General features: G+C 39.6%; 40 protein-coding genes, 1 tRNA gene and 1 pseudogene. 15 read left to right on the top strand and 27 right to left on the bottom strand.

Translation table 11 applies throughout. The features are described from left to right. Window positions 1–55 precede the first annotated feature (55 nt). From FE813_RS01920 to FE813_RS01810, 23 genes are all read right to left on the bottom strand, one after another. Complete coding sequence (locus tag FE813_RS01920) at window positions 56–412, bottom strand: DUF2513 domain-containing protein (RefSeq protein ID WP_118785715.1); 357 nt, start codon at window positions 410–412, stop codon at window positions 56–58. After that, the gene (locus FE813_RS01915) at window positions 409–717 is read right to left on the bottom strand and encodes a hypothetical protein (protein WP_139989258.1); all 309 of its coding nucleotides are present in this window, start codon (window positions 715–717) and stop codon (window positions 409–411) included. The genes FE813_RS01920 and FE813_RS01915 overlap by 4 nt, the downstream gene beginning before the upstream one ends. After that, window positions 718–2,091 (bottom strand): phage minor head protein, encoded by a 1,374-nt coding sequence (locus FE813_RS01910; RefSeq protein ID WP_139989257.1) that lies wholly within the window; start codon window positions 2,089–2,091, stop codon window positions 718–720. Then, window positions 1,994–3,325, bottom strand: a complete 1,332-nt coding sequence (locus FE813_RS01905) for a DUF1073 domain-containing protein (RefSeq protein ID WP_139989256.1) — start codon at window positions 3,323–3,325, stop codon at window positions 1,994–1,996. The genes FE813_RS01910 and FE813_RS01905 overlap by 98 nt, the downstream gene beginning before the upstream one ends. Before the next feature lies 1 nt (window position 3,326). After that, window positions 3,327–4,730, bottom strand: a complete 1,404-nt coding sequence (gene terL, locus FE813_RS01900; protein ID WP_258038565.1) for a phage terminase large subunit — start codon at window positions 4,728–4,730, stop codon at window positions 3,327–3,329. Next, window positions 4,705–5,226, bottom strand: coding sequence for a terminase small subunit-like protein (locus tag FE813_RS01895; protein WP_139989255.1), 522 nt, complete (start codon window positions 5,224–5,226; stop codon window positions 4,705–4,707). The genes terL and FE813_RS01895 overlap by 26 nt, the downstream gene beginning before the upstream one ends. Window positions 5,227–5,239: 13 nt before the next feature. Beyond that, the gene (locus FE813_RS01890) at window positions 5,240–5,626 is read right to left on the bottom strand and encodes a hypothetical protein (RefSeq protein WP_048953007.1); all 387 of its coding nucleotides are present in this window, start codon (window positions 5,624–5,626) and stop codon (window positions 5,240–5,242) included. Between the two features lie 41 nt (window positions 5,627–5,667). Then, window positions 5,668–5,949 (bottom strand): Rz1-like lysis system protein LysC, encoded by a 282-nt coding sequence (gene lysC / locus FE813_RS01885; protein WP_032827955.1) that lies wholly within the window; start codon window positions 5,947–5,949, stop codon window positions 5,668–5,670. Then, a complete protein-coding gene (locus tag FE813_RS01880; protein ID WP_139989254.1) occupies window positions 5,861–6,184 on the bottom strand; it encodes a DUF2570 family protein in 324 nt (107 codons plus the stop codon). Before FE813_RS01880 ends, lysC begins: the two co-directional genes overlap by 89 nt. Next, window positions 6,177–6,779 (bottom strand): glycoside hydrolase family 19 protein, encoded by a 603-nt coding sequence (locus tag FE813_RS01875; RefSeq protein WP_139989253.1) that lies wholly within the window; start codon window positions 6,777–6,779, stop codon window positions 6,177–6,179. Before FE813_RS01875 ends, FE813_RS01880 begins: the two co-directional genes overlap by 8 nt. Continuing rightward, window positions 6,745–7,104, bottom strand: a complete 360-nt coding sequence (locus FE813_RS01870; protein WP_032827954.1) for a phage holin, lambda family — start codon at window positions 7,102–7,104, stop codon at window positions 6,745–6,747. Before FE813_RS01870 ends, FE813_RS01875 begins: the two co-directional genes overlap by 35 nt. 60 nt (window positions 7,105–7,164) lie before the next feature. Continuing rightward, window positions 7,165–7,238, bottom strand: a tRNA-Trp gene (locus tag FE813_RS01865). 121 nt (window positions 7,239–7,359) lie between these two features. After that, the gene (locus FE813_RS01860) at window positions 7,360–7,869 is read right to left on the bottom strand and encodes an antiterminator Q family protein (protein WP_139989252.1); all 510 of its coding nucleotides are present in this window, start codon (window positions 7,867–7,869) and stop codon (window positions 7,360–7,362) included. Beyond that, window positions 7,862–8,224, bottom strand: a complete 363-nt coding sequence (locus tag FE813_RS01855) for a RusA family crossover junction endodeoxyribonuclease (protein WP_115180836.1) — start codon at window positions 8,222–8,224, stop codon at window positions 7,862–7,864. The genes FE813_RS01860 and FE813_RS01855 overlap by 8 nt, the downstream gene beginning before the upstream one ends. Then, a complete protein-coding gene (locus FE813_RS01850; RefSeq protein ID WP_046950508.1) occupies window positions 8,221–8,505 on the bottom strand; it encodes a DUF1364 domain-containing protein in 285 nt (94 codons plus the stop codon). Before FE813_RS01850 ends, FE813_RS01855 begins: the two co-directional genes overlap by 4 nt. An 85-nt stretch (window positions 8,506–8,590) precedes the next feature. Continuing rightward, on the bottom strand, window positions 8,591–8,782 hold the full coding sequence (locus FE813_RS01845) for a hypothetical protein (RefSeq protein ID WP_139989251.1): 192 nt from the start codon (window positions 8,780–8,782) through the stop codon (window positions 8,591–8,593). A 9-nt stretch (window positions 8,783–8,791) separates the two neighbouring features. Next, window positions 8,792–9,301: a DUF1367 family protein gene (locus FE813_RS01840; RefSeq protein WP_065265098.1), complete on the bottom strand. Its 510-nt coding sequence runs from the start codon at window positions 9,299–9,301 to the stop codon at window positions 8,792–8,794. Window positions 9,302–9,305: 4 nt separating this feature from the next. After that, window positions 9,306–9,896, bottom strand: coding sequence for a DNA N-6-adenine-methyltransferase (locus FE813_RS01835; RefSeq protein ID WP_139989250.1), 591 nt, complete (start codon window positions 9,894–9,896; stop codon window positions 9,306–9,308). Further along, window positions 9,897–10,532: a replication protein P gene (locus tag FE813_RS01830; RefSeq protein WP_139989249.1), complete on the bottom strand. Its 636-nt coding sequence runs from the start codon at window positions 10,530–10,532 to the stop codon at window positions 9,897–9,899. It lies immediately after the preceding gene. Further along, window positions 10,529–11,329, bottom strand: coding sequence for a replication protein (locus tag FE813_RS01825; protein WP_139989248.1), 801 nt, complete (start codon window positions 11,327–11,329; stop codon window positions 10,529–10,531). The genes FE813_RS01830 and FE813_RS01825 overlap by 4 nt, the downstream gene beginning before the upstream one ends. Continuing rightward, entirely contained in the window at window positions 11,326–12,045 is a 720-nt protein-coding gene (locus FE813_RS01820; RefSeq protein ID WP_139989247.1) for a phage antirepressor KilAC domain-containing protein, read from the bottom strand. Before FE813_RS01820 ends, FE813_RS01825 begins: the two co-directional genes overlap by 4 nt. A 55-nt stretch (window positions 12,046–12,100) precedes the next feature. Continuing rightward, window positions 12,101–12,541, bottom strand: a complete 441-nt coding sequence (locus tag FE813_RS01815) for a YmfL family putative regulatory protein (RefSeq protein WP_139989246.1) — start codon at window positions 12,539–12,541, stop codon at window positions 12,101–12,103. Window positions 12,542–12,595: 54 nt separating this feature from the next. Next, window positions 12,596–12,835: a helix-turn-helix domain-containing protein gene (locus FE813_RS01810; RefSeq protein ID WP_139989245.1), complete on the bottom strand. Its 240-nt coding sequence runs from the start codon at window positions 12,833–12,835 to the stop codon at window positions 12,596–12,598. A 99-nt stretch (window positions 12,836–12,934) separates the two neighbouring features. On the opposite strand from FE813_RS01810, the gene FE813_RS01805 reads away from it, so the two are divergent. Both FE813_RS01805 and FE813_RS01800 read left to right on the top strand, forming a co-directional pair. Beyond that, window positions 12,935–13,600: a S24 family peptidase gene (locus tag FE813_RS01805; protein ID WP_139989244.1), complete on the top strand. Its 666-nt coding sequence runs from the start codon at window positions 12,935–12,937 to the stop codon at window positions 13,598–13,600. A gap of 118 nt (window positions 13,601–13,718) precedes the next feature. After that, complete coding sequence (locus tag FE813_RS01800; protein ID WP_139989243.1) at window positions 13,719–14,564, top strand: BRO family protein; 846 nt, start codon at window positions 13,719–13,721, stop codon at window positions 14,562–14,564. Between the two features lie 42 nt (window positions 14,565–14,606). Here FE813_RS01800 and FE813_RS10445 read toward each other — a convergent pair whose 3' ends face one another. Further along, window positions 14,607–14,774 (bottom strand): hypothetical protein, encoded by a 168-nt coding sequence (locus FE813_RS10445; protein ID WP_180978660.1) that lies wholly within the window; start codon window positions 14,772–14,774, stop codon window positions 14,607–14,609. 308 nt (window positions 14,775–15,082) lie between these two features. Between FE813_RS10445 and FE813_RS01795 the strand changes: the two genes are divergently transcribed. From FE813_RS01795 to FE813_RS10440, 4 genes are all read left to right on the top strand, one after another. Then, window positions 15,083–15,313 (top strand): hypothetical protein, encoded by a 231-nt coding sequence (locus FE813_RS01795; protein ID WP_139989242.1) that lies wholly within the window; start codon window positions 15,083–15,085, stop codon window positions 15,311–15,313. 364 nt (window positions 15,314–15,677) lie between these two features. After that, window positions 15,678–16,022: a YfdP family phage-associated protein gene (locus FE813_RS01790; protein ID WP_139989241.1), complete on the top strand. Its 345-nt coding sequence runs from the start codon at window positions 15,678–15,680 to the stop codon at window positions 16,020–16,022. 9 nt (window positions 16,023–16,031) lie between these two features. Next, a complete protein-coding gene (locus FE813_RS01785) occupies window positions 16,032–16,835 on the top strand; it encodes a DUF2303 family protein (RefSeq protein WP_139989240.1) in 804 nt (267 codons plus the stop codon). A 341-nt stretch (window positions 16,836–17,176) separates the two neighbouring features. Then, window positions 17,177–17,335, top strand: a complete 159-nt coding sequence (locus tag FE813_RS10440) for a hypothetical protein (RefSeq protein WP_179228197.1) — start codon at window positions 17,177–17,179, stop codon at window positions 17,333–17,335. Here FE813_RS10440 and FE813_RS01775 read toward each other — a convergent pair. Beyond that, window positions 17,304–17,516, bottom strand: a complete 213-nt coding sequence (locus tag FE813_RS01775; RefSeq protein ID WP_118856371.1) for a hypothetical protein — start codon at window positions 17,514–17,516, stop codon at window positions 17,304–17,306. The two genes, FE813_RS10440 and FE813_RS01775, sit on opposite strands and share 32 nt — an antisense overlap. Window positions 17,517–17,686: 170 nt before the next feature. Further along, entirely contained in the window at window positions 17,687–18,091 is a 405-nt protein-coding gene (locus FE813_RS01770; RefSeq protein ID WP_235898358.1) for a hypothetical protein, read from the bottom strand. A 406-nt stretch (window positions 18,092–18,497) separates the two neighbouring features. Here FE813_RS01770 and FE813_RS01765 point away from each other — a divergent pair, with 406 nt between their 5' ends. From FE813_RS01765 to FE813_RS10900, 9 genes and pseudogenes are all read left to right on the top strand, one after another. After that, the gene (locus FE813_RS01765; RefSeq protein WP_139989238.1) at window positions 18,498–19,148 is read left to right on the top strand and encodes a P22AR C-terminal domain-containing protein; all 651 of its coding nucleotides are present in this window, start codon (window positions 18,498–18,500) and stop codon (window positions 19,146–19,148) included. Between the two features lie 90 nt (window positions 19,149–19,238). Beyond that, window positions 19,239–19,538, top strand: coding sequence for a hypothetical protein (locus tag FE813_RS01760; protein WP_139989237.1), 300 nt, complete (start codon window positions 19,239–19,241; stop codon window positions 19,536–19,538). Further along, window positions 19,538–20,050, top strand: coding sequence for a hypothetical protein (locus tag FE813_RS01755; protein WP_139989236.1), 513 nt, complete (start codon window positions 19,538–19,540; stop codon window positions 20,048–20,050). Before FE813_RS01760 ends, FE813_RS01755 begins: the two co-directional genes overlap by 1 nt. Then, on the top strand, window positions 20,034–20,327 hold the full coding sequence (locus tag FE813_RS01750; protein ID WP_139989235.1) for a hypothetical protein: 294 nt from the start codon (window positions 20,034–20,036) through the stop codon (window positions 20,325–20,327). The genes FE813_RS01755 and FE813_RS01750 overlap by 17 nt, the downstream gene beginning before the upstream one ends. Window positions 20,328–20,339: 12 nt before the next feature. Beyond that, window positions 20,340–20,537 carry a hypothetical protein gene (locus tag FE813_RS01745; RefSeq protein ID WP_139989234.1) on the top strand — a complete coding sequence of 66 codons (198 nt, stop codon included), beginning with the start codon at window positions 20,340–20,342 and terminating at the stop codon, window positions 20,535–20,537. 19 nt (window positions 20,538–20,556) lie between these two features. Beyond that, window positions 20,557–21,057, top strand: a complete 501-nt coding sequence (locus tag FE813_RS01740; RefSeq protein ID WP_038440657.1) for a siphovirus Gp157 family protein — start codon at window positions 20,557–20,559, stop codon at window positions 21,055–21,057. A 10-nt stretch (window positions 21,058–21,067) separates the two neighbouring features. Beyond that, window positions 21,068–21,766 carry a DEAD/DEAH box helicase family protein gene (locus tag FE813_RS01735; RefSeq protein ID WP_139989233.1) on the top strand — a complete coding sequence of 233 codons (699 nt, stop codon included), beginning with the start codon at window positions 21,068–21,070 and terminating at the stop codon, window positions 21,764–21,766. 1 nt (window position 21,767) lies between these two features. Next, window positions 21,768–22,403, top strand: a complete 636-nt coding sequence (locus FE813_RS01730) for a hypothetical protein (RefSeq protein WP_139989232.1) — start codon at window positions 21,768–21,770, stop codon at window positions 22,401–22,403. Between the two features lie 64 nt (window positions 22,404–22,467). Beyond that, window positions 22,468–22,755 (top strand): annotated as a pseudogene (locus tag FE813_RS10900) (DUF7666 domain-containing protein); the annotation flags it as partial. Here the strand turns inward: FE813_RS10900 and FE813_RS10895 are convergent. After that, window positions 22,750–23,295, bottom strand: coding sequence for a hypothetical protein (locus tag FE813_RS10895; protein ID WP_506340687.1), 546 nt, complete (start codon window positions 23,293–23,295; stop codon window positions 22,750–22,752). The pseudogene FE813_RS10900 and the gene FE813_RS10895 sit on opposite strands and share 6 nt — an antisense overlap. Window positions 23,296–23,315: the final 20 nt, after the last annotated feature.

Genomic DNA, 23,315 nt, shown 5'->3' with positions numbered 1-23,315 from the left:
TACCCCAATAAAAAACCCGACCATTTCTGATCGGGTTGTTTGTTTCTTTACAATGTTACTCTAACATTTGGCTAATTAGTGTTTGCGCTACTTGTTTTATTGTATCAAGTGATAAATCAAGGCTTTTGCTTTTTATTGTAGTTTTTAAGCTATTCCAGACAGTATCATTACGAATTTTGTCTAAGAATTCATGACCTTGCCAAGTCAGCGACCGAGCAACAAGGCTCAATTCATTTAGAGAGGAGTAATCTATCGCTTCAATCAGCCCTGCACTTTGCAATAACTTAAAATGGTAGGAAACTGTTTCTGAATCGAAACCAGTAAATCCATCAGGTGATAAACTCCCTCTAGCCTCTGCCTGACTTTCCAATTTAAGTAATATAGAGCGAATTAAATCCCAATTACGTTTCATTCTTTGCCATCTCTTGCCCAAAGCATATCTACAATCTCATCATAAGATTTAGATTGGCTTTCTGCTTTTTCAGCCTCACCAATAAGACGATCCATTTCTTTTACCGTGTCATCAAAAGTCATTTCATCAGTAAATTTTTTATGGATGCGATACAAGACTGCATCTCTCATTCCAAACTCTACTGGCTTTGTCAGTAACTCATACATCCATAGCATCAGATATTCAGACAGTTTAATTTTTTCACCAGAATGACGGCGATCCGTGTTTCTCTTGAAAAGAGCATCATCTGTATATTCTTTTCGCATTTAGAGCTCCTGTAATTCAACCAGCAAATAGCTTTTAGTTTGAGTACGTTTTAACACTTTAAATTTGGTGCCTGATTTAAATAATACTTCATCTTCATTAGGTAATACACTTAAGCTTTGAATTATTTTCCCGCTCTTACTGTGAATTAGCAACCTATGAGGTAACTTCTTAAAGCGTTCATCACTATAGCTAGAACTTGAAAATCCCTTCTCTATTACAACACTTCCAACAACATATGAAGATAATACACTATCTGGTAAATCAACATCACGCCAAACTTTACCTTGGTAAGACGGCATTTTATTTAGTGCATTATTAATAACTTTAGCCATCATGAGTATTGAAGGCGTGGTTTTATCTTCTCTTAATTGAGAGTTTATTTTTGCATAACTGTGAGCAGTATAATCTCTGATCGAAACAGCCTCTTTAGTAGAAAGGTTATATTTTTTTACAAATTCCATAGCAACAGGATTTTGCTCTATATCTCCTACATGATATCTATATTGAGAAGGAGATATGACTTCTTTTACCTTATCTACTTCGTACTGTTCTGTTATTTGTTTTTCTTGCTCAACATCAAGCACCGGAATCTGGACGCATCGACAATTAACATCATGACCAGGGTGACCAGTATCGGCAGGCGGATTGGTATATTCGAATATCTGCCCATCTTTTTCCGCATGGCTTTCGCGCACACGCTCATCACCCGATGTTGACCACATGTATTTTTTTATGCCAACCTCTTCATGTCTAGCTCGAGTTAATGCCGCATTTAATTTTGAGGATTGGTCTCGAGCAATAAGCATTGCACGACTTTCTACATCTTTCCCTAGTTTTTTGAGTTGTTCGGCTAAGTCTTTATTCAATGACCCCTGAACCATTGCTTGCATGACGGCATTTTGCACCTTATCAAGATATTGCGTGCGAATGGATTTGATTAATTGGATGTTACTTACCGTTAATTCATTTACCCTTTCTACAATATTTGGACTATTGCGCAAATAGGCGGATAAATCGATGCCAGTTTGATTTTTTAAATTGGTTGACACTTCAGCATGGTTTTGTGCATCGCCACGGCTAACAAAGCCATTGGCGATATTTTCGGCCTGTGAAGTGCGGTCAGATTTTTCGTACTTTTCTAATACTTTCATCAGCGCTTTCGCACTAATCGCCTGAAATCCTTTTGCATCATCCATAAAAAAAGAGCCTTGCGGTTGTTGCATGGCTCTCTCTATATCATCGGTCATTGTTTTGACGAAATGCTTAAGCTGTTGTCTATACCAAAGCTCCGTTCTCTTGCTCATTTTCACTGGCTTGAACTTGCGTGTTTTCGCCTTCTGGTTCTTCAAAATTTCTGGCAAGTTCATCAGCATTTTTCATTTCCTCAATGTCATCAGCAGAGATATTGGCAAATAAACCACTTTCTCGGAGTTCGTTTGCCACTTGATATTCATTTACTACACCATTTTGAATTAACGTATTTGTCGCTGTCGCAAAGGTGTTAAGCATATTGACCTGTTGCTCTTGTTTCACCACCGTCAATGGTAAAAATTCAAACCACCAGTCATCTGGCTGCCCGCCAAATAATTCATTGCATAGCAATGTATCAAGCACTTCAAGCACAGGGCGCAATCTTGTTTCTTGCAACCGATGAATGGATTCATGATAGTTTTGAATATCCTCATCACCACTTGCCAATCCCGAAACAGATTGCCCAAACAAAATGGTGACAGGCATATCTGCCGCACCTGCCACCGCATTGCGAAACTCTGTCAGTAAATCTTTTAACCCACCGAAGGATAGCTCTTTTCGGTCGTACTCATTTTCTGCATCAAGCAACAAGCTATTTGTCGCCGATTTAATCGACTGTACCGCTGAAATAACGTGAGCGACATCATTTTCTAAGCCTGCAGATATCTTGTCAGACAACCCTGCGATTTTGAAAATATCGATTTTACTTTCAAAAATAAGGTCGCCCACATTCGCAGAGGCGCTATCAAAGCGTTTAAGCACATCAATAATCTTTTCAAGGTCTGATACACCCCAAATATCGTTATCAGATAACGGCGCATCATTGGCATTGATAATTAATAAGCGAGAATGGTGTACTAAAACAGATTGTGTGCCGCCAGTGATGGTATATTCACTATATCGACCAAAGTTTGGTGAAAGCACATCATCATCTTTTTGCCCTGTGGGTGAGATTTTCCATTTAGGCAAGATAATTAATTGTTTTAATCGCTCTGTAGGCTGTAACGGTGAGGTGATATTAATAGTATCGGTTACAACCAATAAACCCACTGAGCCATACAGGCTAGACCATTGCAGCGCTTTAGTTAATGTCTCACGTAGTTTTAATCTGCGCTCAAGCTTAGTGAAATCGTCTAGCTGTTCAGATTTTAAGTCATTCGAGAAAATATCGCGCCAATTACGTACCATATCTTCCGAGCGTTTAATACATACCTTGTTTGCAATCCAGTTATCACGCCATAATGCTTCAATCTGCATTAAGTCATCGGTTAAACTCATCCCGCGAGCATAATACGTTTGCTCTTGTTTACTGCCTAACTTCAGCGCAAGTGATTTGATGCCATCTAAAATATTCATCTTATAAATCCAGTAGTGATTTAGGTTTCCCTAAAATATCCGTTATTGCCATTACAAGTGCATCGACTTGGTCATCGTGCGCGTGACTATCTGTTGCGGTAAATGCCTCGCACTCACTAATAAAATCCGCTACCCAAGGAGCATTTTCAGGTATCATCACATAACCGCTCTCAATATATCCTTGAATGCCTAAAACACGCGTGTACTTATCTGCATCAACTTGAATTGGTGAGATTGGAATTTGATTATTTCTGCGTATAGCCTGAATTAATCCTGTTCCACTGGCTTTATCTTCCACATTTGCTCGAGTTAATATCCCAGTGTCCTTTCTTGCCTTGTGTTTAGCCCAAACATCTTTTAATGTCTGCTCAAGTTCTGGCGCTTCCCATTTCCCTCTAACAAGATCGAGAATGTAAACTTTTCCATCCGTTCCCTTGCCTGCGACAATAAAGACTGAATAGTCATTGTGCTGTTTAATTTTTTGTGCCGTATCAGCGTAGATTGCTTTGACTTTAATCAGTGGAGGGATTTTGTATCGACCAAACCAAGCGCCTTTAATAATGCCACCGCCCTTATTAGATGGTCTTTGTTGATATAAAGCATTCCACGCTTGAGAGCCAACAGCCTTTCTAATTTTACTCAATCGCTCTAAATCAAATCGTTCTGGGTGTAATGGTTCGCCCTCTTTGCGGAACTCCTCATCTTCTTCGGCAATCGCAGGAAATTTCACTATGCGCCATTGGTCGCCACCATTCTTCATCTCTTCGATTAATCGACCAGCCAAATCATCCTCGTGCCATCTTGTCATGCCTAATAGCACACCAGATTTTGGTGATAAACGCGTGTAAAGCGTGGTTGTGTACCAATCCCAAACGCCATCTCGAACTGTTTGAGAATTAGCCTCTTTAGCATCTTTTACAGGGTCGTCAATAATGGCTATATCCGCCCCCATCCCTGTAATACCGCCACCAACACCAGCGGAGCGATAAGCGCCTTTGTGGCCCGCAATTTCAAAAATCTCACTATTACGCAAAGGCTGGCCTGAGACAGCCGCAATGCGTTTATCATTTAAGGATGATTCAGGGAATATATCGTGGTAGCTCTCGTCATCCATTATTCGCTGTACATCGCGATTCATTCGGCTAGCTAAATCAGCAGAATAAGAACAGGCAATCATCTGCAAGTCAGGATTTTTACCAAAAGCCCAAGCAGGAAAACGACGACTAAATAATTCACTTTTACCACTACGAGGCGGAGCAAATATCATTAATCGAGGTTGCTTGCCATCTATTACATCTTGGTAGAACTGCTGCAGCTCTTTTGCAATGAGAATATTGAACCATCCTGTTACAAAGTCAGGTTTGGTTTGCAAGGTGAAATCAATCAAGCTCTTTTGAGCTATCATTGCATTCAGTTGCTTTAGATTTAAGCTCTCTAAGAAGTTTGAGTTCATCGACACTTAACCTTGATAAATCCATAGATATTTTTTGCTCAATCGGCGCCCCATTAACACCGGTGATTTCTTGCGTTACTTTATCGCCATATTTTTTAGGGGCGACTTTGGTGATGTACCATTTACGAGCATCAACTCTCAACTTAGCTACGCTAACATCTTCGGGAGTAGCAAGATCTGAAATCTCCAACATTTCCTCAAGCAAAAAATCGGCTTGGTTCTCGCGCGCACGCGCGTACTGATCCCGAAATTCAGCTTGTTCATTCAACCAACGAAATACCATTGATAAACTTGGCATTCCAGGACGCTTACAAATCTTACGCAAACTTTCACCTTGAGCGATAAGCTGACAAATATCATCAGACACTTCCTTTACATAAGATGATGGGCGACCAGTTTTTTTCTTCCCCACGCCATCAGACGTGGATTTTCCTTTCACGTCTGACATAGGAAATCCTTACTTAAATATTAAAAACCGTCTTACCTTGCTCATTGGTAACGTAGATGTGGTCTCCATCCCCAATTAATCTGTATGCAATCTCTTTCTCAATGCCTTGATCGCCGTACTCATCGTCCGGTATAAAATCAATTATTACACCAAAGATTGATGTTGGATTGTTTCTTGCCGAGCAGTAGATTGATTCCTCACGGATAACCTCTTTACACTCTTGGTCTCCATAGATTGGTTGAGTGTAGTAGATGCCGTTAAGTGTGATAGGTCTCTCTTTTAATTTGTCTGCCAATCTAGTCATCTCTTCGAACTCACGAGAAGTCTCATCGTAAAATACAAAGCTATTGCTTTCAGTAATTGACGTTACACCGTCTTGTATAATTTTGATTGTTAGCATAATTGCTCCTGTTGTTTTTATTGATAAAAAAAGACCGCACTTTAATTGGCGGTCTTGGTTTGATTAATCCACTTATTGAGATTATCTACTTGGCTTGCGCACTTATCTCGCTCTGCTGTTACCTTAACTAGCTGTATGACTACATCACCGTATGTCTCACCAGTAAATGCTGTTTTAACACAAGGTGCAGTGTAGGCTTGAGGCGGGTAAATATATTCTGCTTTGGTCGTGACTTTATTTGTACAGGCGGTCAAGAGCAGACTGAGGCAAACGAGTGTGAGCACAAGGTTGTGTCTTAATGATTGTTTTAACTGATTCAGCATTTTCTGTTGCCACCCTTTCTATTTCATCATTACGTTGCTGTTGTGCTATTACCGCATCACGCTCTTGTTGTAGTGCAATGGTCAATGCCTTGTTCGCATCTTCTTGCTGCTGAATGGTCTGAGCTTGTTGCTTTGTGGTTATGTTCAACTCATCTATAACACTTGATTGGTAACGCAATGCACCAAACAAAACTACTACAACAACCCCTAACACTATGTAAATGTACTTAGTCATTATCAGTTACCATTAATGCTCGATATAGCTTGCAACGCTCATCAATGCCATTTAGCCCACCATTAATTCTTCGAGTCACTTTCTCTACCGAATTAAGATCAGCTAATTCACAGAGTTTCCAATACCAAACAGCAGCTTTAACTGATAAGTCTAAATTACTTGCTATATCTTCTGGCTCTATATCTCTACCTAACCATTTTCTAAACGCGGCATAATTATCCTTACCTGTGATCTGAATTAGTCCACGACCACGATATTTCCAACCATCTCCGCTTTTCTCATCTCCATTACCTAAACGATTAGCATAAACACGATTGGCTATGAGCTCAGGTTTGCGCTCATATTTCTTGGCTGTAAGTGGATCGGGGAAATATTTACGGAAAGTTTGAGAAAGCCCAGACCAAGAATAATTTAAGTTTTCTTTAAATCTTGTAAATCCTCCACTTTCATGCCCGCATTGAGCTAAGAACATAGCTTGTTGCATCTTAGTTATACAACCTGCTTTTTCTATTTGTTCTGAAATAGCTTGATAAACACCATTAACTGCATGAGGGAAAATTTTATTGAACGTCACTTCGGAAATCATCATTGTCATCTTTTTCAATTCTCCGATTAATGAATTTAAATAAGAATTCGCGAATTTTCTCAGTACCAACAAACCCAATCATCGTGCCAAGAAACGATGAGTATTCACTATGCCCAAAAATATGAGTGCAGATAGGCACTGCTACGCCAGCAATTGAGGCACACATAGCTGCATCAATGAACACATATCGGAAACTTGGTTTTTTACGCATAAATCCAAGTCTTAAAATAGAAATAAATAATGCCCAAAGGGCGCTTTGAATAGAGCTAGAACTCAAATTAATTTGTAACCAAGACCATATTAACGCCCATACATCAGGCTCTTTAATTGGCATATTTCCCCCCTAATTTTTTAGGCAATAAAAAAGCCCACGCATTAACGTGAGCTTGTGATATGGCAAAGGCGCAAGGAATCGAACCTCAATTAGCGATTTTGGAGACCGCTGTCTTACCATTAGACTACGCCCTTATTGTTGGATAACAAAAAACCCCGACCGTTTCCGATCAGGGCTGTAAAAATTTATTCGGTGAACATCACTTACACAACGACCACCTTACATCTAAATGATAGGACAAGATGACAAGGTTTGTCAATAAGTAATTTTGATACTTCTTGCATTTTGTCGTCCAGTTCGCAAAATAACGAACCCAGTTATAAGAAGTTCGTGAATTATTGCTTTCGCTAATTTTAGCTCTTTTTCGACATTTCGCTTCATTGTTTTGAGGCTTGGAGTGCGAATATCTGGCTTACCTGCACACGGTTGCATTTTTATTTCTCCGCAGTTTTCTCGAAGTTTAACCGCTATGTGATTGATTGTGCTTTTATTAACGTAATACGAAAATACAATATAGTGTAAGGTTCGGTCGCTTTTAAAGAAGAATCGATCAATAACTTCACTAATCATCATTCCTGTTGAATCATCGCAAATTGGTTCATTTGACTCTGCAGGAATGACTGATTGCATTAGTTTTGCAATAATATTTAATTGCGGTTTATCAAGCCTACCGCTGCGCACCCAGGCACCCCATTGATACATATTACGGTCAACAAATTCTTCTTGTTCAATCGTTAGTTCTGGTAACTCGCTAAATTTACGCATGAATGCCTCTAATTTTAATGATTGACTTACCTTTGCTTACTACGCCTTTCTCTTCAATCGAATATTTACGAATAATTTTCCGGTTATCATCTTTAATTAAGCCAGCGCCAACTAAGCTATCAAAAATTCCTTTAGGCAAATTATCAAGGTCGCGCGGACGATTATCGGGAAAGTAAATTTCCATCTTAATTTCAACCGCACTTTCAAATGGATCGAACTGTGAGCAAACCTCAGTAGCAACACGTTTAAATTCCCGTCCTGCTTTTGATATGTAATGCTTACCTTGCCTTGTGTGCTTCCAATAATGATTCACGCTCGGTGGGTATGGCAGACAGATTTCAAGCCAATCACTCATAACTTGCCCTCCTTGCGCAAAATTTGCTGTGTTCGCAACACACCTTCAGCATGTGCTAGGCGGACATATTCAGCATCCATTTTTCTAGTTCTACGGTCACATTCATCATGGCAAGATGAGCATGCCCAAGCACCAAAAATATCATCGGGCTTCATACCAACTCCATTTAATCCTGCCATACGATAATGTGCTAATACGGTCGTTTCAGGATTATGATTACAAATACCAGGCAACCGCACTTGACACTCTCTCCCCTTCGCTTCTTTTCTCAAATTACTCATTATCCAAACACCATCTGAAAAATTAACCAAACTGCCACAATCCAAAGTACGATTTTTAACTCTAAAATCTCGTCATCGTTTAATTTCATTTAGCCCCCAAACTAATCACACCATAACCAAGACCGACTGCAATCAAGATAAAATATCCCAATGTGCTTACGACCAATATCCAGTTAAAAAATCTAGCAATGAATGGTGAAATTAGCCCCAAAAGAAGTGCTAATAAAGGTAAGCTCATCACTATCAACATCAGCGCAAAGTAAATAATCCAGTCCATATCTAACTCCTACCAAAAGAACTCATATAACTGATTTAACGTATTTTCATCGGTTGAATCGTTAAAAATATGCTTGATTGCTGCACTAATTAACGCCTTGTAACAGCTTTCAAACTCTGCTTGCTCCATGTTTCCATAACTCAAGGATTGCGCCTCAATCCTCAAATCCCCTTTAATGTTGTATGTAGATTCGTAAAACCCAGCCAATACCGTTAGATGCTTGCGAAAGGTGTCAAATTGCTTACGTTCATCAAAGTGTTCCCATTCTGTTTTATCTGCAGCCCAATGGTTAAAACAGAACTTAAAAAAGGCGAACACCTTACGATGGAAAGCGGGATTGCGTGTACGGATGATTTCAATTTCATACTGCTCACCATTTTTTAATGATTTCAATTCTTCTGATTCCAGCTCATCAAGTGGTGCAAGAACACCGCCTTGTAACTTAATCATCTGAATTTTTAACCGCCCTTCAGTTCGTTTCCCGTGCGCTTTTTTAATATCATCAACACTGCAAGCCATTGACCTATTTCTCCACGTGGATATATCCACCAACCTTTTTAATAAAATCAAGGCTAATTGAACGTGTGACAAAGTCTTCCATTGTCGGATCAAAGACTACGACCATTTGTCCTTTGCTATTCCCTTTGATTTCTTTTCCTGTTACAGGGTTGATAAATGCAATTCGACCACCTGTGATATCAATCACTTCATTCGCCACGCCTTGAATGTGGTTTTGATACCATTGAGTAGATTTATCATTGTTGAGTAACATCACGACTAAATAACCGGCATCACATAATTCTTTTGCGCGTTGTAGATATGGTGTAACGTTAGAATAAGGCGGGTTCACATAGATTCTTAACGGAGCCGAACAACGTTCTGCGACTTCGTCCAACAATACATCTAACATTTGCTCAATCGGCATTAGAAAGTCATCTGCGATTGATTGATGCTCATCATTATCTGAGTTAGGTTCGCCGATATAGTGACATGTCAAGGCGTTGTTTGCTGTTGCGCAACCATCAAGATCGAACCATCCGAAACGTTGAGATAGCCATTCAAAAACATAGTGTGGTGTTTGCCATGTATCTTTATCAAATTGTTGTTCAGACATTTAATTCCCCCCCATAATCGTTTTTAATCTAGCTACGCCTTGAATTGCTACCTGTCTATCGATAACTTTGGTTTTTTCTTCAATCGCTATTGGAATAGGCTCAAATTCATCCCCAGACCGCACTTTTACAACGGCTTGAGCCAAAATACGTGGCATTGCTTTTTGACAATCTTCCCATTTCTTCTTGCTGTAATTTCGGTAAAGTTCAGAAAGCAACCAATATTCGGCTGGGGAGCGAAAATTAAAATTGTGAGGCTCTTTCGCATAACCAAAGTATTTTTTAAGTCGTTGCTCAAGTTCTTCTAGTGTTGGTAAGCCTAATTCGTGATAACTTTCAAACTCGCACCAAGCAATAAATTGCCCTACACTTGGGAAAAATGGACTGGTCGATTTTGCTGCTAAATCAAGTCCGTGTTTTAATTTCATCGGTTCAACTACGCCAGCTTTGAATAGCTCTTCGAGCCATACTTGCTTAGTCTCGTTATACTCAACTTCACTAGCAAACGCCTGTTTCCATGCTGGAAAGATGGATTTCAATCGCACAAACATCCGGTCAATTAAGCGAACGGCGTTGCTGGGAATACTAGACTTTGTGACCGTACTTTTTGCTGGATCCATTGGAATTACGTTTTTCATCTCAACTCCTCTGGAATGAGTTCAGGATCGATATTTAATTTTCTGCCAACAGCCCAAGAACCGTCATCGGCAAAAGTGCTTGTTTTTCGGGTGTTTGTAGCCGTTGCTATGCTGTCACCGCGCCAATTCCAGCTCGCATTAAATCCGCGCCAATCTCTTTCAATGGCGATTGCGATTGCTTCCTCCAGCGTTATCCCAGCTTTGTCAGCTTCGCGCTTATACCCATTGAGCGCAGTTTCGGTGATGGTCGCTTTTTTGGATTTGCGGTGAGTGATGAAGTCATCGGCAAGCTGACCAACGATTCCGAATTCAGCAAGCAAATCGAGCGAATTTTTTTGCGTAGTTTTTTTATTTGTATTTTGTATAGTGTTTTTAATATTGTTTATTGTGTGTGAACTTTTTTCACAGGTGACTTGTGAACTTTCTTCACAGGTGCTGTGAACTTTTTTCACAGGTGAACTTTTTTCACAGGTGACTTGTGAACTTTCTTCACAGGTGGTTTTTGAGTAAGAATTTACCGCATAAACGCCAGTGTTTCTTGCGCCATTTTGTTTAATTAACAAGCCATATTTAACAAGTGATTCACAGGCTTTAATCACTGCACTATTGCTTAGTCCAGTTGCTTTCATAAACTGACTGATTGAGATATTGTCGCTTTCTTTATTCCAGCCTTTGGTTTTTCTGATGACAACCAAGTAACACTTCAATTCCGCCCCGGTTAAATCAGGCAGTAGCTCATCAATAACAGCATTTGGCACCTGTAAAAAATTAGGAATAAATTTAGATTCGTTACTCATGCCACCGCCTTATTTAACATCGTGGATAATTTTGCCAATCCCTTTGCAGTTACTAATACTTGAGGGTAGATTTTTTCCGTGCCGTCAGGTTGTGTGACAGGGTGTGCTTTATGCTCTAAATAACCGCGCTGCAATTTGTCTTGATAAGCAATCCAAGCGGATCCAACAGTGCGCTTATAAATCCAACCATGAGCAAATAAAAATTGGGTGAATGCTCTTGGTTGCATTTGTAAGTGTTTTGCAGCATTAGTGAGATTCATTGCGCCTTCTGTTGCGGTTGCTAAACGATCAAACGCCTCCGCCTTTGGGGTAAGCTCGATCACCCTTTCGGAATACGTTGCAAGCGCGCCACGCAAGTAAACTGGGTCGTTTAATAGCATCATAGGATCAGTGGATTTCGCCACTTTTTCCATCTCAATAAAATATTGTCTGGCTTGTTTTCCTTTTTCGTTGCGCTCAACCATTGATAGTTCTTTTGCCATATCAATGGAAATGTGAACTTCTTTCTGAGGGCGACCCCCTACATGGTTTTTCTCATTTTTGAGTAAAACTACAAAGTCTTGATTTTCAACGAATTCATATTCTGAGATTCGTCTTTGGATCCAGTCTGAAAATCTCGTTGAGACTTCCAAGAATGAATGTAATTCTCTCGCATTTACCGTTTTAACTTCGGAATTGTTGATTTTGCTATTGCTAATCTGAATTAGATTTGCCATAATCACCTCGTTTAACACTTTATTAATTAGCCACGGTTGCCGCCGTGGTTTTTTATTACCGTTTATTTAGCGAGATCACGCACTCGATTGAGTGTTGTGTTGCTGCTAAATGCTTGTTTAATAATTTGCGGATCACGTCTTCTTCATCGGTTGTGATTTCGCCATCTGCCAGCGCTTTTTCTAACTCCTCAAACAACAATCCACGAGCGGACAGTTCACGCAGTTGTAAAGTTGAGATTTCTACTGAGTCCAATTCGCCTGCGACTGGTACCGGTACAAAATGGCCGCCAGCACTTCGGCAAAGCTCCTCGATAAAATCAGTACAGCCATACTCAAGCTGCAATGCGATTAATTCTTCGTTTTTAAAACGTTGCCCTTTCGTCTGATAAAGACGATTGTTCAGCTCTGCCTCTGAAAATCCAAGAAACCCTGCAACCGCACTTTTGCCGCCAGGTATCTTTTCAATCATTTCCATAATGACTTTCTTCATTGCCATAATTTTTGCCTTATTTTTATGGTTTTCTTTTCAATTGGTGTTGGTAAATTACAGTCATGCGATAATCGCAGAGCCTGACTTAATAGGTTTGCTAAAGTGTCGAATTTCTTCCGCAGAGACAGAACCTTCCAAGGCTTGAGATAGAATCTCGGAATATCTTGTCTCGCCTGTATATTCAGTTCGTGGTAAAGAATTTGATGTGCGCCATTTATAAACAGCTCGGACAGAAAGTCCGCATAAATCGGCCACTTTAGCTGCACCCAAAGAGTCAATAATATGTTTTAAGTTTTCCATATATAATCTCTTTAAATGAACTTTGAGTACATTTTAATTTAGAACTGAAAGTACTTCAAGTTTTATTTATAATTGAACCGTTGGTTCAAAGGTGAAAAAATGATTACAGAAGAAAAAATTAAACAGGACTTTGCCGCACGGCTAGACATTGCGTGCAAAAGAAAGAACTTGCCAGAAAAAGGCAGGGGAAAAGTTATTGCAGATATACTGAAAATTACGCCAAAAGCAGTGAGTAAATGGTTCAATGCGGAGACATTGCCAACTCAAGCAAATATTTATGTATTGGCTGATTTTTTGGGCGTAACAAAAGAATGGCTAACTTATGGCGATAAGAATGCCTCTATTGAGAAAATCGAAAAGCAAATATCCTACCCTTTGCTAAGTCCAATCCAAGCAGGACTATGGACTGATATTAGATCGCTTGAGGGATTTGACGGTTACGAGATGATCCCAAGTACAGTCATAGCCTCTGAAAACTCCTTTTATTTACGAATTGAAGGGAAATCTATGCTCCCGCGTTTTAATGAGGGCGATCTGGTTTTAATCGATCCTGATATTGCACCAACCCCAGGAAAATTTGTGGCCGCAATCAATGGCAACAATGAGGCGACATTTAAACAATACAAAGAGCTCGGTACAAGAACAGCAGAAGGCATACCGCACTTTGAGCTTGTCCCGCTTAATCCAATGTTTCCAACATTAAGCTCACTTAACCAAGAAATCCGCATTATTGGTGTGGCAAGAGAAAGAGTTGAAGTTTTGTAATTAAAATGCCGATCAAGAAAACCTGAAAAAATTGGCTAATCTACCATAATTAATTTAGCGATAACTAAAAAATTACTTGACTTTACATGCTCAAGAAATCATACAATAAGGAATCAATATGACACAAAAATTTGGAAATAACATGACTCAATTAGCGCTCGTATTTGAGGAGGGAACATCTCTTTCATTTGACGATTTTGCGAAACAAAACGGAATTACATACTGGTATGCTTCTGATCTTGCTATGATGTTAGGGTATAACGACATGCAGGCAATTTTAAAAGCCATGAATAAGGCTTATGCTGTATGTAATAACTTAAATATTCCAATTGCAGACAACTTCATTCAGACGCAATCGCCGAACACACCATCTGACTTTAAAATGACTCGATTTGCTTGTTATTTAACGGTTATGAATGGAAATATAAGTAATCCGAAGGTTGCTGCAGCCCAAGCATATTTCGCTAAACTGGCAGATGAAATTCACACACTTTGCCAAAGCGCCGAAGAAGTGGATCGAGTTTACTTACGTGGTGACATTTCAGATAGAGAAAAAAGCCTGAGCCATATTGCCCACAAACACGGCGTGGAGAACTATGCTTTCTTCCAAAATGCTGGGTATAGAGGGATGTACAATATGAATATTAAAAATTTAAAAAACAAAAAAGGGCTACTTGATAACAACGCATCACTGCTTGATTTCATGGATAATGAGGAGCTCGCAGCGAATATATTCCGCGTAACACAAACAGAAGCCAAAATAAGAAATCAAAATATTAAAGGTCAAAAGAATTTAGAAAATGCGGCTGAAACCGTTGGTCGCTCTGTTCGTAATGTCATGATCTCAAATACCGGAACAGCACCTGAAGATCTCGCTCTTTCCCAAGAAAAAATTAACAAAATACAGACAAGTATAAAGAAAACACATAAAGCACTGACAAAGCACGACAGCAAGAAAAAATAATCCTCTATTTGACAAATAAACCGCCTAACTGGCGGTTTTTTATTAACATTTAAACTCCGCAATCAACTCCTCTAGCACAATCCTCTCCTGCTCATTAGCGCGTACAATCCTCAATTCATCATCTACGCGCGACACTATCTCATCAATCCCTAATCTATTAATCCCTTCACAATTCAGCGAGATTAGCCATTTTTTAAACTCTTTTTTCATAATTGCCCTCCTTATCGGCAGAGGCATAATAAACCAACCTCAATTTAAACCAACTATCGCTACCAAAATTTGCGATCAGCATCGCAAAAATCTCAAAAACACACCACAAAACACAAACTTTACTTTTTAACTGATTAAAAAATAAGCAATTAAACTCAATTTTCAAAAATTTATTTCTTTGTAAATCAATCAAATATGAACAAAAAGTACATTTTATTAAAAATATGTACTTTTTGTTCTTGACTATAATGAACCATAAGTACATAATAATCCCATCAAAACGAGATACACAAACAAGGAGCCTAAAAATGACAAATCTTCAAAACTTTAAAAAACAGCTTAACTCAGTCGCACCGATTGAGTGCGATTTAAAAGTTGGCGACCGAGTTATTTATAAAAACGACTTTGGAATCAAATTTGGGCCATTCGAGGTTATCGGGTTTGAAAAGAAAGAAGATATTTCAGGCGGAAGATTTGTTTACTTAAACAAAGATTGTTACTGGTCTCCAGTAAGAGCGGAACAACTAACAAAACAATAAGAATCTTTACTAAGCCCTTTTGGTGAGGGCTTGAATAAAGGTTTTACAACCAAGCCGAAAGGCAATGCTCTTTAAAAACTTGGTCTCGTGCGGGATATAAATTATCGGCTGATTAAAGTCGAGTAACCCCAGAGCAGAAAACTGTACTGCGTGTTTAACCGAAGAGATGTGGTTGGCAGGTCAATGGCAGCGCTGTTTATATCTTTAAGCAATCCCTTAGAGGATACGAGTTCAGTCGGGGAAATGGCGAACAAGCCCACGGACTGGTTTATTTCAAAGCATATTTGAAGTTAAGACATCAATATCAAGTGTGCTTTGAAATGGTAAAACCATTACAACACTTATTTAAATAGGAGAAATAAAAATGGCAAAAACAAACGTACACGAGTTTCTTGAAGAGCTTGACGCAGGGATCTTTGAAAATAAGCTCGCCACAGCTCTTTCAGAGGTTGCATTGGGTGTTTTAAATAATGACAAGCAAGGCACAGTGAAGGTTGAATTTACATTAAAGAGAATGGATAGCGATAATCCATCTGTTCAAATTCAACACAAGCTAAGCTATATCAAACCTACAAAACGCGGGAAATCTTCCGAAGAGGATACTACTGCGACACCAATGTACGTACATAAAGGTGGTGCACTTTGTGCAACGCCTGAAAAACCAGAGCCAACACCAAATGGCACTTTAAAAATTGTAAAAGCAGCATAGGAGCTTTAAATGAACGAAAATTTACAACAACTTAAAGAACTTGTTTTATCTAGTGTTCACGTAGGAAAAAGCGATTATCCAATCGCTATCCTGCCAAGTGATATGAAAATCCATTCATTGGAATCACAAAATCAATTCCGCAATCAATTTCGTGCCGTATTTTCAACATATAACTTTGATAGTTTTACTGCTTATGCCGCACAGTATCAGCAAGAAAATGCTCAATGTTTTATTGACGAAAAAAATCTTGGTGCAGAAATTGTCTTTGATATTGGCTCTCTCAAACAACCTCTTCACGCCAACCATCGCGCACTTTTAAATATGGAAAAAACATCGGCATTTAAAGCACTATGTGATTTCCAAGGTAAAAAATGTGATCAGCGTGAATTTTCTGAATGGCTTGAAGATTGGCGCGATTTCATCACTGTTTACAGTGAGGATGATGAATTAATGTCATTCACTTCAGCAATTCAAGCGGTGCGTAAAATTACTTTAGATTATGCTAGAAATGAAGAACACGAAGTTGGGGAGTTTGCTGCATCACGTTCAGCGATGGAAAGTGTAGAAGCGAAAAGCAAGTTACAACTACCGAAATATTTTGTGTTTAACACGCACACATACAAGGGCTTAGATAGCCAAGCATTCACGCTTCGCTTATCAATCCTTACGGGTGGTGATAAGCCAATGCTAGTAGCTCGTTTGATTAAAGCAGAACAAATCCAAGAATCTATTGCGCAAGAATTTGCGGATAAGCTCACGCTTGCTTTAAAAGAAACAAGCATTTCAGTCAGTGTTGGCACAATGCAAATCTAAACTAAGCTTGAGCCTTGCAAGCATAAAGAAAGGCACTCATCATTAACCTGTTTTGAATTTTCGACAATTTGGTTACAGAAACACAGTGCATAACGGTATTAAGCGGTCGTTAGATTAAAAGCCCTAACCTACTTAATAACACTGTGGTTTAAAGTCTGCCCATGCAAAGCCAGTGAAAAACGGTGTAGTTGCCGAAAGTGGAGCTCAAGCAGGCGAATATCCCAATGTGGATATTTCAAAACACATTTGCTAGTACAGAGACACAACGGCAAGTGAAACCGTTGCGAATGATAGATGAAGTGTGTTTTGAAATGGCAACAATAAAACAAACGAGGTTAAAAATGGAAGAAAAACAAGAAAGCAGCCTATCTGATAAAGATAAAAATCTAATCAAACAGGCTGTATTAGAAAGCGCCGCGAAAAATACAGGAATGTTACCTGATGAGATTGCAGAATCCTTATGTAGGGCTATTTACCTGATTGATTCTTATAAGCATTGATGATGTGAGACGAATCAATTTCATCATCTAACGTTTTCTGAAATGTTTCAGATAATGAATTGATAAACTCTGCAATATCCCTTGCGGTTGTTAGATCAATATTTCTTTGATAATGAGAGTTGGTTCTCAAAATGTCTCTAGCCATGACTAAGGCTATTTTATCAGCCGTTATCTTTTTCATAGTATTTCCTCATAAATTGTTGTTATGGCGGAAATATTATATTCCTCGTTGTTGTGGCAAACAAGAGGGCTTGAGCCTTACAAGCATAAAGAAAGGCGTCCTATTCTAGACAAATCAGCACAGACTGATTGCACTACTCCACTGACCGCTCGAAAGAGCGGTATTTTTTATTAGTTTTTTGCTGAACTTGATGATTTTTTTATTCGTAAAAGTAAGGATAAACGATGACATTTAAAGAATGTATAATTTTTATACTCGCCATCAATCTCAACCCACTTGGATTGTGGATTGACAGCTTTGTATTGCCGAAATTTTTCGACCAAACTAGCCAATATATCCAAAATGATGAAGAACATTTGCCAAAAGCTAGTTGCGGCAACCAAGTAGAAAAGGTAAACCAGAGCATAATCAGGTAAAGCAGGTAGTGGTCTTGCCATTAGCTCAATCTGAATATGAACAGGAATAAGCAACCAACAAAGAATAAACGACAAAAACCACGTTGTAATACGCACAATCACCTCATCAAAATGAGATTTGAGAATGGAAAAGATGGAAGTAATTAACGCTTCCCACATAATAAATTCCTGTAATTGTTGAAGTAAGACGCAACAATTATATTCCTTGTTTGAAGTAAGACGCAACAAGGCGAGTTTTGCGGTTCTCGTTAAAAAACCGTATTGACAACACCGCTCACATCAGATTAAGATACCCCCACTTTCAACAGAAAGTCGGGATCGCAGTCCTGAATGACAAAGAGCGGTGAAAAAGACAGTCGCTCAAAAGCGACTTTTTTTATAGCCGCAAAACAGCAAATCTACCTTTTTGATAAATTTATCAAAAAGTCCAATGATGAACTGTTTAGGAGGATCGAAAGATCCGCCGTTTCTCTTTGTCACGGTACTGCGAATCCTATTCAGTTCATCACCAACTATTCGCAGTGGTTCGTGATGAGTTTTAAAACTTTGACAAAGAGACCACAAAATGACAAATTCAAACTTAATCCCTGTTTTTAACGGCTTAATCCAAAATCAACCTGTTCAACTTTGCAACGCTCGTGAACTTCACGCATTCGTAGAAAGCAAACAAGAATACGCAACTTGGATTAAAAACCGCATCAACGAATATGGTTTCATTCAAGATGAAGACTACTTCATCATCACCGAACGCACCAACGGACGCCCACGCAAGGAATATCACATAACCCTCGACATGGGCAAAGAACTCGGCATGGTCGAAAGAAACGAACGAGGCAGACAAATTCGCCAATACTTCATCCGTTGCGAAAGAACATTAAAAGCCTTGCAACCACCGCAACAGCTCGCCTTGCCAGAACCTGAGAAATTCACCTTTGAATTTACCGAATATGAATTACAACAGCTTGCTTGGTTGTGGTTCGCTTTCAAACGTGGCGTCGGCACTTTCCAACATATTGAGAGAGCCTTTAACGTTTTAGGCTCGAACATGAGTGGGCAAATCTACGGACAGGCTTACGAATATTTAAGCGTGTTACGCTCTACCAATCAAATCTTAAACCGCATCACAAGCGATTTTAACATCGACCAAATGACAAACTGGCGTGTATTAAAACACTTGCGAGGCTTTAATCCAAAAGCAGTCAAAATCGACTTCTAAAACAAAGAAAAATCCGACCGCACTTTTGAAAAATCGTGTGGCGGATTGTTACACCCTAAATTCACTAAATTGACGAAAAAGGAAACAAAAATGCAAAAATTTACTGATGTATTCGCTGAAACCATCCCATTTCTTTGTAAAACAGCCATCGCCTTTGCCCTCGCTTTTTTAATTGGTGGTATTGCCTACTGTTTTGCCGATGAACCTACCGACTGGCACGACAACACACTAAGCGAACAAATCCAACAAGAAGAACGCGCGAAAGCAAAGGCACAATGGCGTGAAGAAAACGGCATCTATCAAGCAAATCTTACCCCACAGGTCAATGCTGATATGTATCGTTATGTCGAGCAAAAACAAGCCGAAATTAACCGCACTTGGAGTAAATAATGAAAGTGGAAAGCTACAAAACACAAATCATCCGTACAGAAGCCGGAAAATATTTTGGAGAATTGTGGGTGAACAATAAGCTGTATCAAAAAACCGCCTATTTTGCCAATGAAGCCATTGCAACCTTACGTCTAAATAAACGAATCGAAAATTTTAATGCAATGGAAAACACCAAAATTCCGCCTTATCAAAAAGATGCCAGTACGAATCAATTTAAAGCGGAACTAGTAGAAAGTGCGAAAGAAAATCAACCTATTCCCCCAACTGAAAAAGCAGAATCGGAAGAAGAAAAACCACTTGAAAAAGTTAAGCCAAAAGCCACAAAACCCCGTCGAAAACCGTTCACCCCTTATGGATTAAACGGCTATTTTGTGGATAAACAAGGCAATATCCGCCTGCATTTAGACCGAAAAGCACACGCACATACTATCGTGCTAAACCCTGAAATGTTCTCGATGCTTGCCAATATGGTACAAGCCACGCAGGAGCAAAACAATGAAACCTTCCGATGATTACTATTACCAACTTGATGCAGCTCACCAACGAGAAGTGGATTGGCAGGCAGGCTATGAAATCGCCTTAGATGAAGTCGCTACTGAAATCGACAATGATTTAAAACAAGGCGACCAAACGCATTATCACGAACTCACAGAAATGCTGTGTGATAACGATAATTTCTGGCTTGCCATTGGCAGTGGTGCAAGTTATGAGCCTTATAGACAAGAAACGATTAAGAAAATCGCCGAGCGTGAATTGCACGCAAGAATGAATGATTATGACCCAGATTAATGGAGGGGCGAGATGCTTAATTTTGATGATTTAGAAGATGTTCATATTGAAGATGAAATCAAACCAAAAATTGATTTATCTAAAATCCCCCACCCAACTCCAAAGGGAATAATTGAATTAAAACGTCTCTTTTCTGCCATTAGAAAAGGCGTCGATCCTGATTATGTTATTAATCGTAAGATTATCGATGAAATGTATATCAAAATTTAAATTGAACTAAGGATAAATAATGAAACTTTACGAAATCACCGAACAACTAGAAAACATCAAAGAATTACTCGAAAACCCTGAATTTGCAGATAACGCCGACATTGCCAAAGCATTAGATGCAGTACAGCAAGATTTTGACAAAAAAGCGGAGAATGTCGTCTATGTCATTAAAAATACAGAGGGCGACATTGAAGTGATTGACGCTGAAATTAAACGCTTGCAGGCAATGAAAAAACAACGCCAAAACGGCATTGAGCAGATTAAAAACTACCTCAAACACAATATGGAAGCAACAGGCACAGCAAAAATTAACTGCCCTTTGTTTACCATTTCTTACCGCGAAAGCAAGCAAAGTGCGGTGCAATTAGATGAAGATTTATTCCTTGCCAATAACTGCGATGAAACCCTTGTTAATGTGAAAATCACAGCGAATAAAACTGAGATTAAAGCACGATTAAAAGCAGGGGAAGAAATTCCTGGTGCGAAATTGGTTGATAGCCAAGTTCTGACGATTAGATAGGAGATAAAAAATGAGCATTGCTACATTAATTTTAGGCGAAAGCGGAACAGGAAAATCAACCAGTTTACGCAATTTCGACCCGAAAAAAACCTTACTGATTCAATCCATTCACAAGCCACTACCATTTCGCCCAAAAGGTTGGCAACAGTGCGAAAAAGGCAAAGGCGGTAACATCTTCACCACTGATAATGCCGAACAAATATGCAAAGCAATGGCGCGTGCACCGCAAGATATTATCGTGATTGATGATTATCAATACATCATGGCGAATGAATTTATGCGTCGCGGTATGGAAAAAGGCTTTGACAAATTCACCGATATTGGAATGAACGCATGGAAAATTTGCGACCTTGCCGCCAAACTTCCAGCACACAAGCGCGTTTACATTCTCGCACATACACAAAATGATGATTATGGTCGCACTAAAATAAAAACCATTGGGAAAATGCTAGATGAAAAAATCACTTTAGAGGGCATGTTTACGATTTGTTTACGCACTGCAGTGAAAGATGGCATGTACCAATTTTCCACCCAAAACAACGGTTCTGACACCGTAAAAAGCCCGATGGGATTATTCGATAAGCTGTTTATTGACAATGATTTGGCATTAATTGATGGCATCATCTGTGATTACTATGACATTTCACAAGATGAAGCCAACGTAGAAAAAACAGAACCAACCGAACAACCAACCACAGGAGAAAACTAAAATGGCAGTCATGTTCACTTACAACGAAGAGCAAGCAGTAAAAGGCGGACAACCTGCTTTTATTACAGAAACAGGCGCATACGTGGGGAAAATTCTTTCCGCTAAATACACTAAATCACAAGGTGGTGCACAAGCGATTGAATTTTCCATTGAAACCGATGATGGAATGCTAGGTAATTATCTTTCCGTCTATTACAAAGGCAAAGATGGCAATGATTTATCAAGCGGCTTAAATATGATCCAGGCGATTATGGGGGTTACAGGCGTCAAAGAATTGACGGTGAAACGACAAGGCAATGATGATATTGCACCAGAACTCACTAATAAACACATTGGCCTGTTCTTGCAAAAAGAACTCACGACCAAAAACGATGGCTCGGACAGCTACCGCTTTTCCATTACCTGCCCATTTAGTGCAGCATCAGGGAAAACATTAGCTGAACATCTTGCAGGGGAAGAGCCAAAACGCATTCAGTGGCTAATAGATCACGCCAAAGATAAAGATAGCCGTGCTAAAAATACACGCCAAGAGCAATATCAGGCACAGCACCAATATTATCAATCCACCGCACCAAGCTACCCGCAAAGACAGCCTGCATCAAGCAACAGTGGGTTTAACGATGATATTCCGTTCTGAAATCCATAATAAGCCACTAACCAATAGTGGCTTTTTTATTATACAAATTTGAGAGATAAAAAAAATGGCCGAAGAAAACAAAGAAATTATAGCTTATAAAGGGTTTAATCAAGACTGGACTTGTCGAGGTTATCAGTATGAGGTAGGCAAAACGTATGTGCATAAAGGTGATGTTAAGGCTTGTGAGAGTGGATTTCACGCCTGCGAATACCCTCTTGATGTGCTTAGCTATTACAGTCCAGCGGTAAGTAAATTTGCTGTAGTTAAAATGAGCGACGAAACATCAAAAGATAGTGATGATACAAAAATTGCATCTGCAAAAATCACGATCGAAACCGAAATTAACTTACCAGAAATGGTAAAAAAAGCCGTTGAATGGATAAAAGGTAAAGTTGATTGGGATGCTGCTAAGATATCCAATACAGGCGATTGTTCGGCAGCAACCAATACAGGCAATTGGTCGGTAGCGACTAATACAGGCAATCGGTCGGCAGCGACTAATACAGGCAATCGGTCGGCAGCGACTAATACAGGCGATCGGTCGGCAGCGACTAATACAGGCAATCGGTCGGCAGCGACTAATACAGGCGATCGGTCGGCAGCGACTAATACAGGCAATCGGTCGGCAGCGACTAATACAGGCAATTGGTCGGCAGCAACCAATACAGGCAATTGGTCGGTAGCGACTAATACAGGCGATCTGTCGGCAGCAACCAATACAGGCAATTGGTCGGCAGCGACTAATACAGGCGATCTGTCGGCAGCGACTAATACAGGCAATCGGTCGGCAGCAACCAATACAGGCAATTGGTCGGTAGCGACTAATACAGGCGATCTGTCGGCAGCAACCAATACAGGCAATTGGTCGGCAGCGGAAGTATCTGGCGAGCAATCTATAGCTGTTGCGCTTGG

It is taken from the genome of Haemophilus seminalis, assembly GCF_006384255.1.
GTDB lineage: Bacteria > Pseudomonadota > Gammaproteobacteria > Enterobacterales > Pasteurellaceae > Haemophilus > Haemophilus seminalis.
This window is presented reverse-complemented; position numbering and strand designations above follow the sequence as displayed.

Coding starts and splice junctions, on each gene's coding strand:
- FE813_RS01920 (WP_118785715.1), bottom strand. CDS start 412: ATGAAACGTAATTGGGATTTAATTCGCTCTATATTACTTAAATTGGAA.
- FE813_RS01915 (WP_139989258.1), bottom strand. CDS start 717: ATGCGAAAAGAATATACAGATGATGCTCTTTTCAAGAGAAACACGGAT.
- FE813_RS01910 (WP_139989257.1), bottom strand. CDS start 2,091: ATGCTGATGAACTTGCCAGAAATTTTGAAGAACCAGAAGGCGAAAACA.
- FE813_RS01905 (WP_139989256.1), bottom strand. CDS start 3,325: ATGAATATTTTAGATGGCATCAAATCACTTGCGCTGAAGTTAGGCAGT.
- terL (WP_258038565.1), bottom strand. CDS start 4,730: ATGATAGCTCAAAAGAGCTTGATTGATTTCACCTTGCAAACCAAACCT.
- FE813_RS01895 (WP_139989255.1), bottom strand. CDS start 5,226: ATGTCAGACGTGAAAGGAAAATCCACGTCTGATGGCGTGGGGAAGAAA.
- FE813_RS01890 (WP_048953007.1), bottom strand. CDS start 5,626: ATGCTAACAATCAAAATTATACAAGACGGTGTAACGTCAATTACTGAA.
- lysC (WP_032827955.1), bottom strand. CDS start 5,949: ATGCTGAATCAGTTAAAACAATCATTAAGACACAACCTTGTGCTCACA.
- FE813_RS01880 (WP_139989254.1), bottom strand. CDS start 6,184: ATGACTAAGTACATTTACATAGTGTTAGGGGTTGTTGTAGTAGTTTTG.
- FE813_RS01875 (WP_139989253.1), bottom strand. CDS start 6,779: ATGACAATGATGATTTCCGAAGTGACGTTCAATAAAATTTTCCCTCAT.
- FE813_RS01870 (WP_032827954.1), bottom strand. CDS start 7,104: ATGCCAATTAAAGAGCCTGATGTATGGGCGTTAATATGGTCTTGGTTA.
- FE813_RS01860 (WP_139989252.1), bottom strand. CDS start 7,869: ATGCGTAAATTTAGCGAGTTACCAGAACTAACGATTGAACAAGAAGAA.
- FE813_RS01855 (WP_115180836.1), bottom strand. CDS start 8,224: ATGAGTGATTGGCTTGAAATCTGTCTGCCATACCCACCGAGCGTGAAT.
- FE813_RS01850 (WP_046950508.1), bottom strand. CDS start 8,505: ATGAGTAATTTGAGAAAAGAAGCGAAGGGGAGAGAGTGTCAAGTGCGG.
- FE813_RS01845 (WP_139989251.1), bottom strand. CDS start 8,782: ATGGACTGGATTATTTACTTTGCGCTGATGTTGATAGTGATGAGCTTA.
- FE813_RS01840 (WP_065265098.1), bottom strand. CDS start 9,301: ATGGCTTGCAGTGTTGATGATATTAAAAAAGCGCACGGGAAACGAACT.
- FE813_RS01835 (WP_139989250.1), bottom strand. CDS start 9,896: ATGTCTGAACAACAATTTGATAAAGATACATGGCAAACACCACACTAT.
- FE813_RS01830 (WP_139989249.1), bottom strand. CDS start 10,532: ATGAAAAACGTAATTCCAATGGATCCAGCAAAAAGTACGGTCACAAAG.
- FE813_RS01825 (WP_139989248.1), bottom strand. CDS start 11,329: ATGAGTAACGAATCTAAATTTATTCCTAATTTTTTACAGGTGCCAAAT.
- FE813_RS01820 (WP_139989247.1), bottom strand. CDS start 12,045: ATGGCAAATCTAATTCAGATTAGCAATAGCAAAATCAACAATTCCGAA.
- FE813_RS01815 (WP_139989246.1), bottom strand. CDS start 12,541: ATGGCAATGAAGAAAGTCATTATGGAAATGATTGAAAAGATACCTGGC.
- FE813_RS01810 (WP_139989245.1), bottom strand. CDS start 12,835: ATGGAAAACTTAAAACATATTATTGACTCTTTGGGTGCAGCTAAAGTG.
- FE813_RS01805 (WP_139989244.1), top strand. CDS start 12,935: ATGATTACAGAAGAAAAAATTAAACAGGACTTTGCCGCACGGCTAGAC.
- FE813_RS01800 (WP_139989243.1), top strand. CDS start 13,719: ATGACACAAAAATTTGGAAATAACATGACTCAATTAGCGCTCGTATTT.
- FE813_RS10445 (WP_180978660.1), bottom strand. CDS start 14,774: ATGAAAAAAGAGTTTAAAAAATGGCTAATCTCGCTGAATTGTGAAGGG.
- FE813_RS01795 (WP_139989242.1), top strand. CDS start 15,083: ATGACAAATCTTCAAAACTTTAAAAAACAGCTTAACTCAGTCGCACCG.
- FE813_RS01790 (WP_139989241.1), top strand. CDS start 15,678: ATGGCAAAAACAAACGTACACGAGTTTCTTGAAGAGCTTGACGCAGGG.
- FE813_RS01785 (WP_139989240.1), top strand. CDS start 16,032: ATGAACGAAAATTTACAACAACTTAAAGAACTTGTTTTATCTAGTGTT.
- FE813_RS10440 (WP_179228197.1), top strand. CDS start 17,177: ATGGAAGAAAAACAAGAAAGCAGCCTATCTGATAAAGATAAAAATCTA.
- FE813_RS01775 (WP_118856371.1), bottom strand. CDS start 17,516: ATGAAAAAGATAACGGCTGATAAAATAGCCTTAGTCATGGCTAGAGAC.
- FE813_RS01770 (WP_235898358.1), bottom strand. CDS start 18,091: ATGTGGGAAGCGTTAATTACTTCCATCTTTTCCATTCTCAAATCTCAT.
- FE813_RS01765 (WP_139989238.1), top strand. CDS start 18,498: ATGACAAATTCAAACTTAATCCCTGTTTTTAACGGCTTAATCCAAAAT.
- FE813_RS01760 (WP_139989237.1), top strand. CDS start 19,239: ATGCAAAAATTTACTGATGTATTCGCTGAAACCATCCCATTTCTTTGT.
- FE813_RS01755 (WP_139989236.1), top strand. CDS start 19,538: ATGAAAGTGGAAAGCTACAAAACACAAATCATCCGTACAGAAGCCGGA.
- FE813_RS01750 (WP_139989235.1), top strand. CDS start 20,034: ATGAAACCTTCCGATGATTACTATTACCAACTTGATGCAGCTCACCAA.
- FE813_RS01745 (WP_139989234.1), top strand. CDS start 20,340: ATGCTTAATTTTGATGATTTAGAAGATGTTCATATTGAAGATGAAATC.
- FE813_RS01740 (WP_038440657.1), top strand. CDS start 20,557: ATGAAACTTTACGAAATCACCGAACAACTAGAAAACATCAAAGAATTA.
- FE813_RS01735 (WP_139989233.1), top strand. CDS start 21,068: ATGAGCATTGCTACATTAATTTTAGGCGAAAGCGGAACAGGAAAATCA.
- FE813_RS01730 (WP_139989232.1), top strand. CDS start 21,768: ATGGCAGTCATGTTCACTTACAACGAAGAGCAAGCAGTAAAAGGCGGA.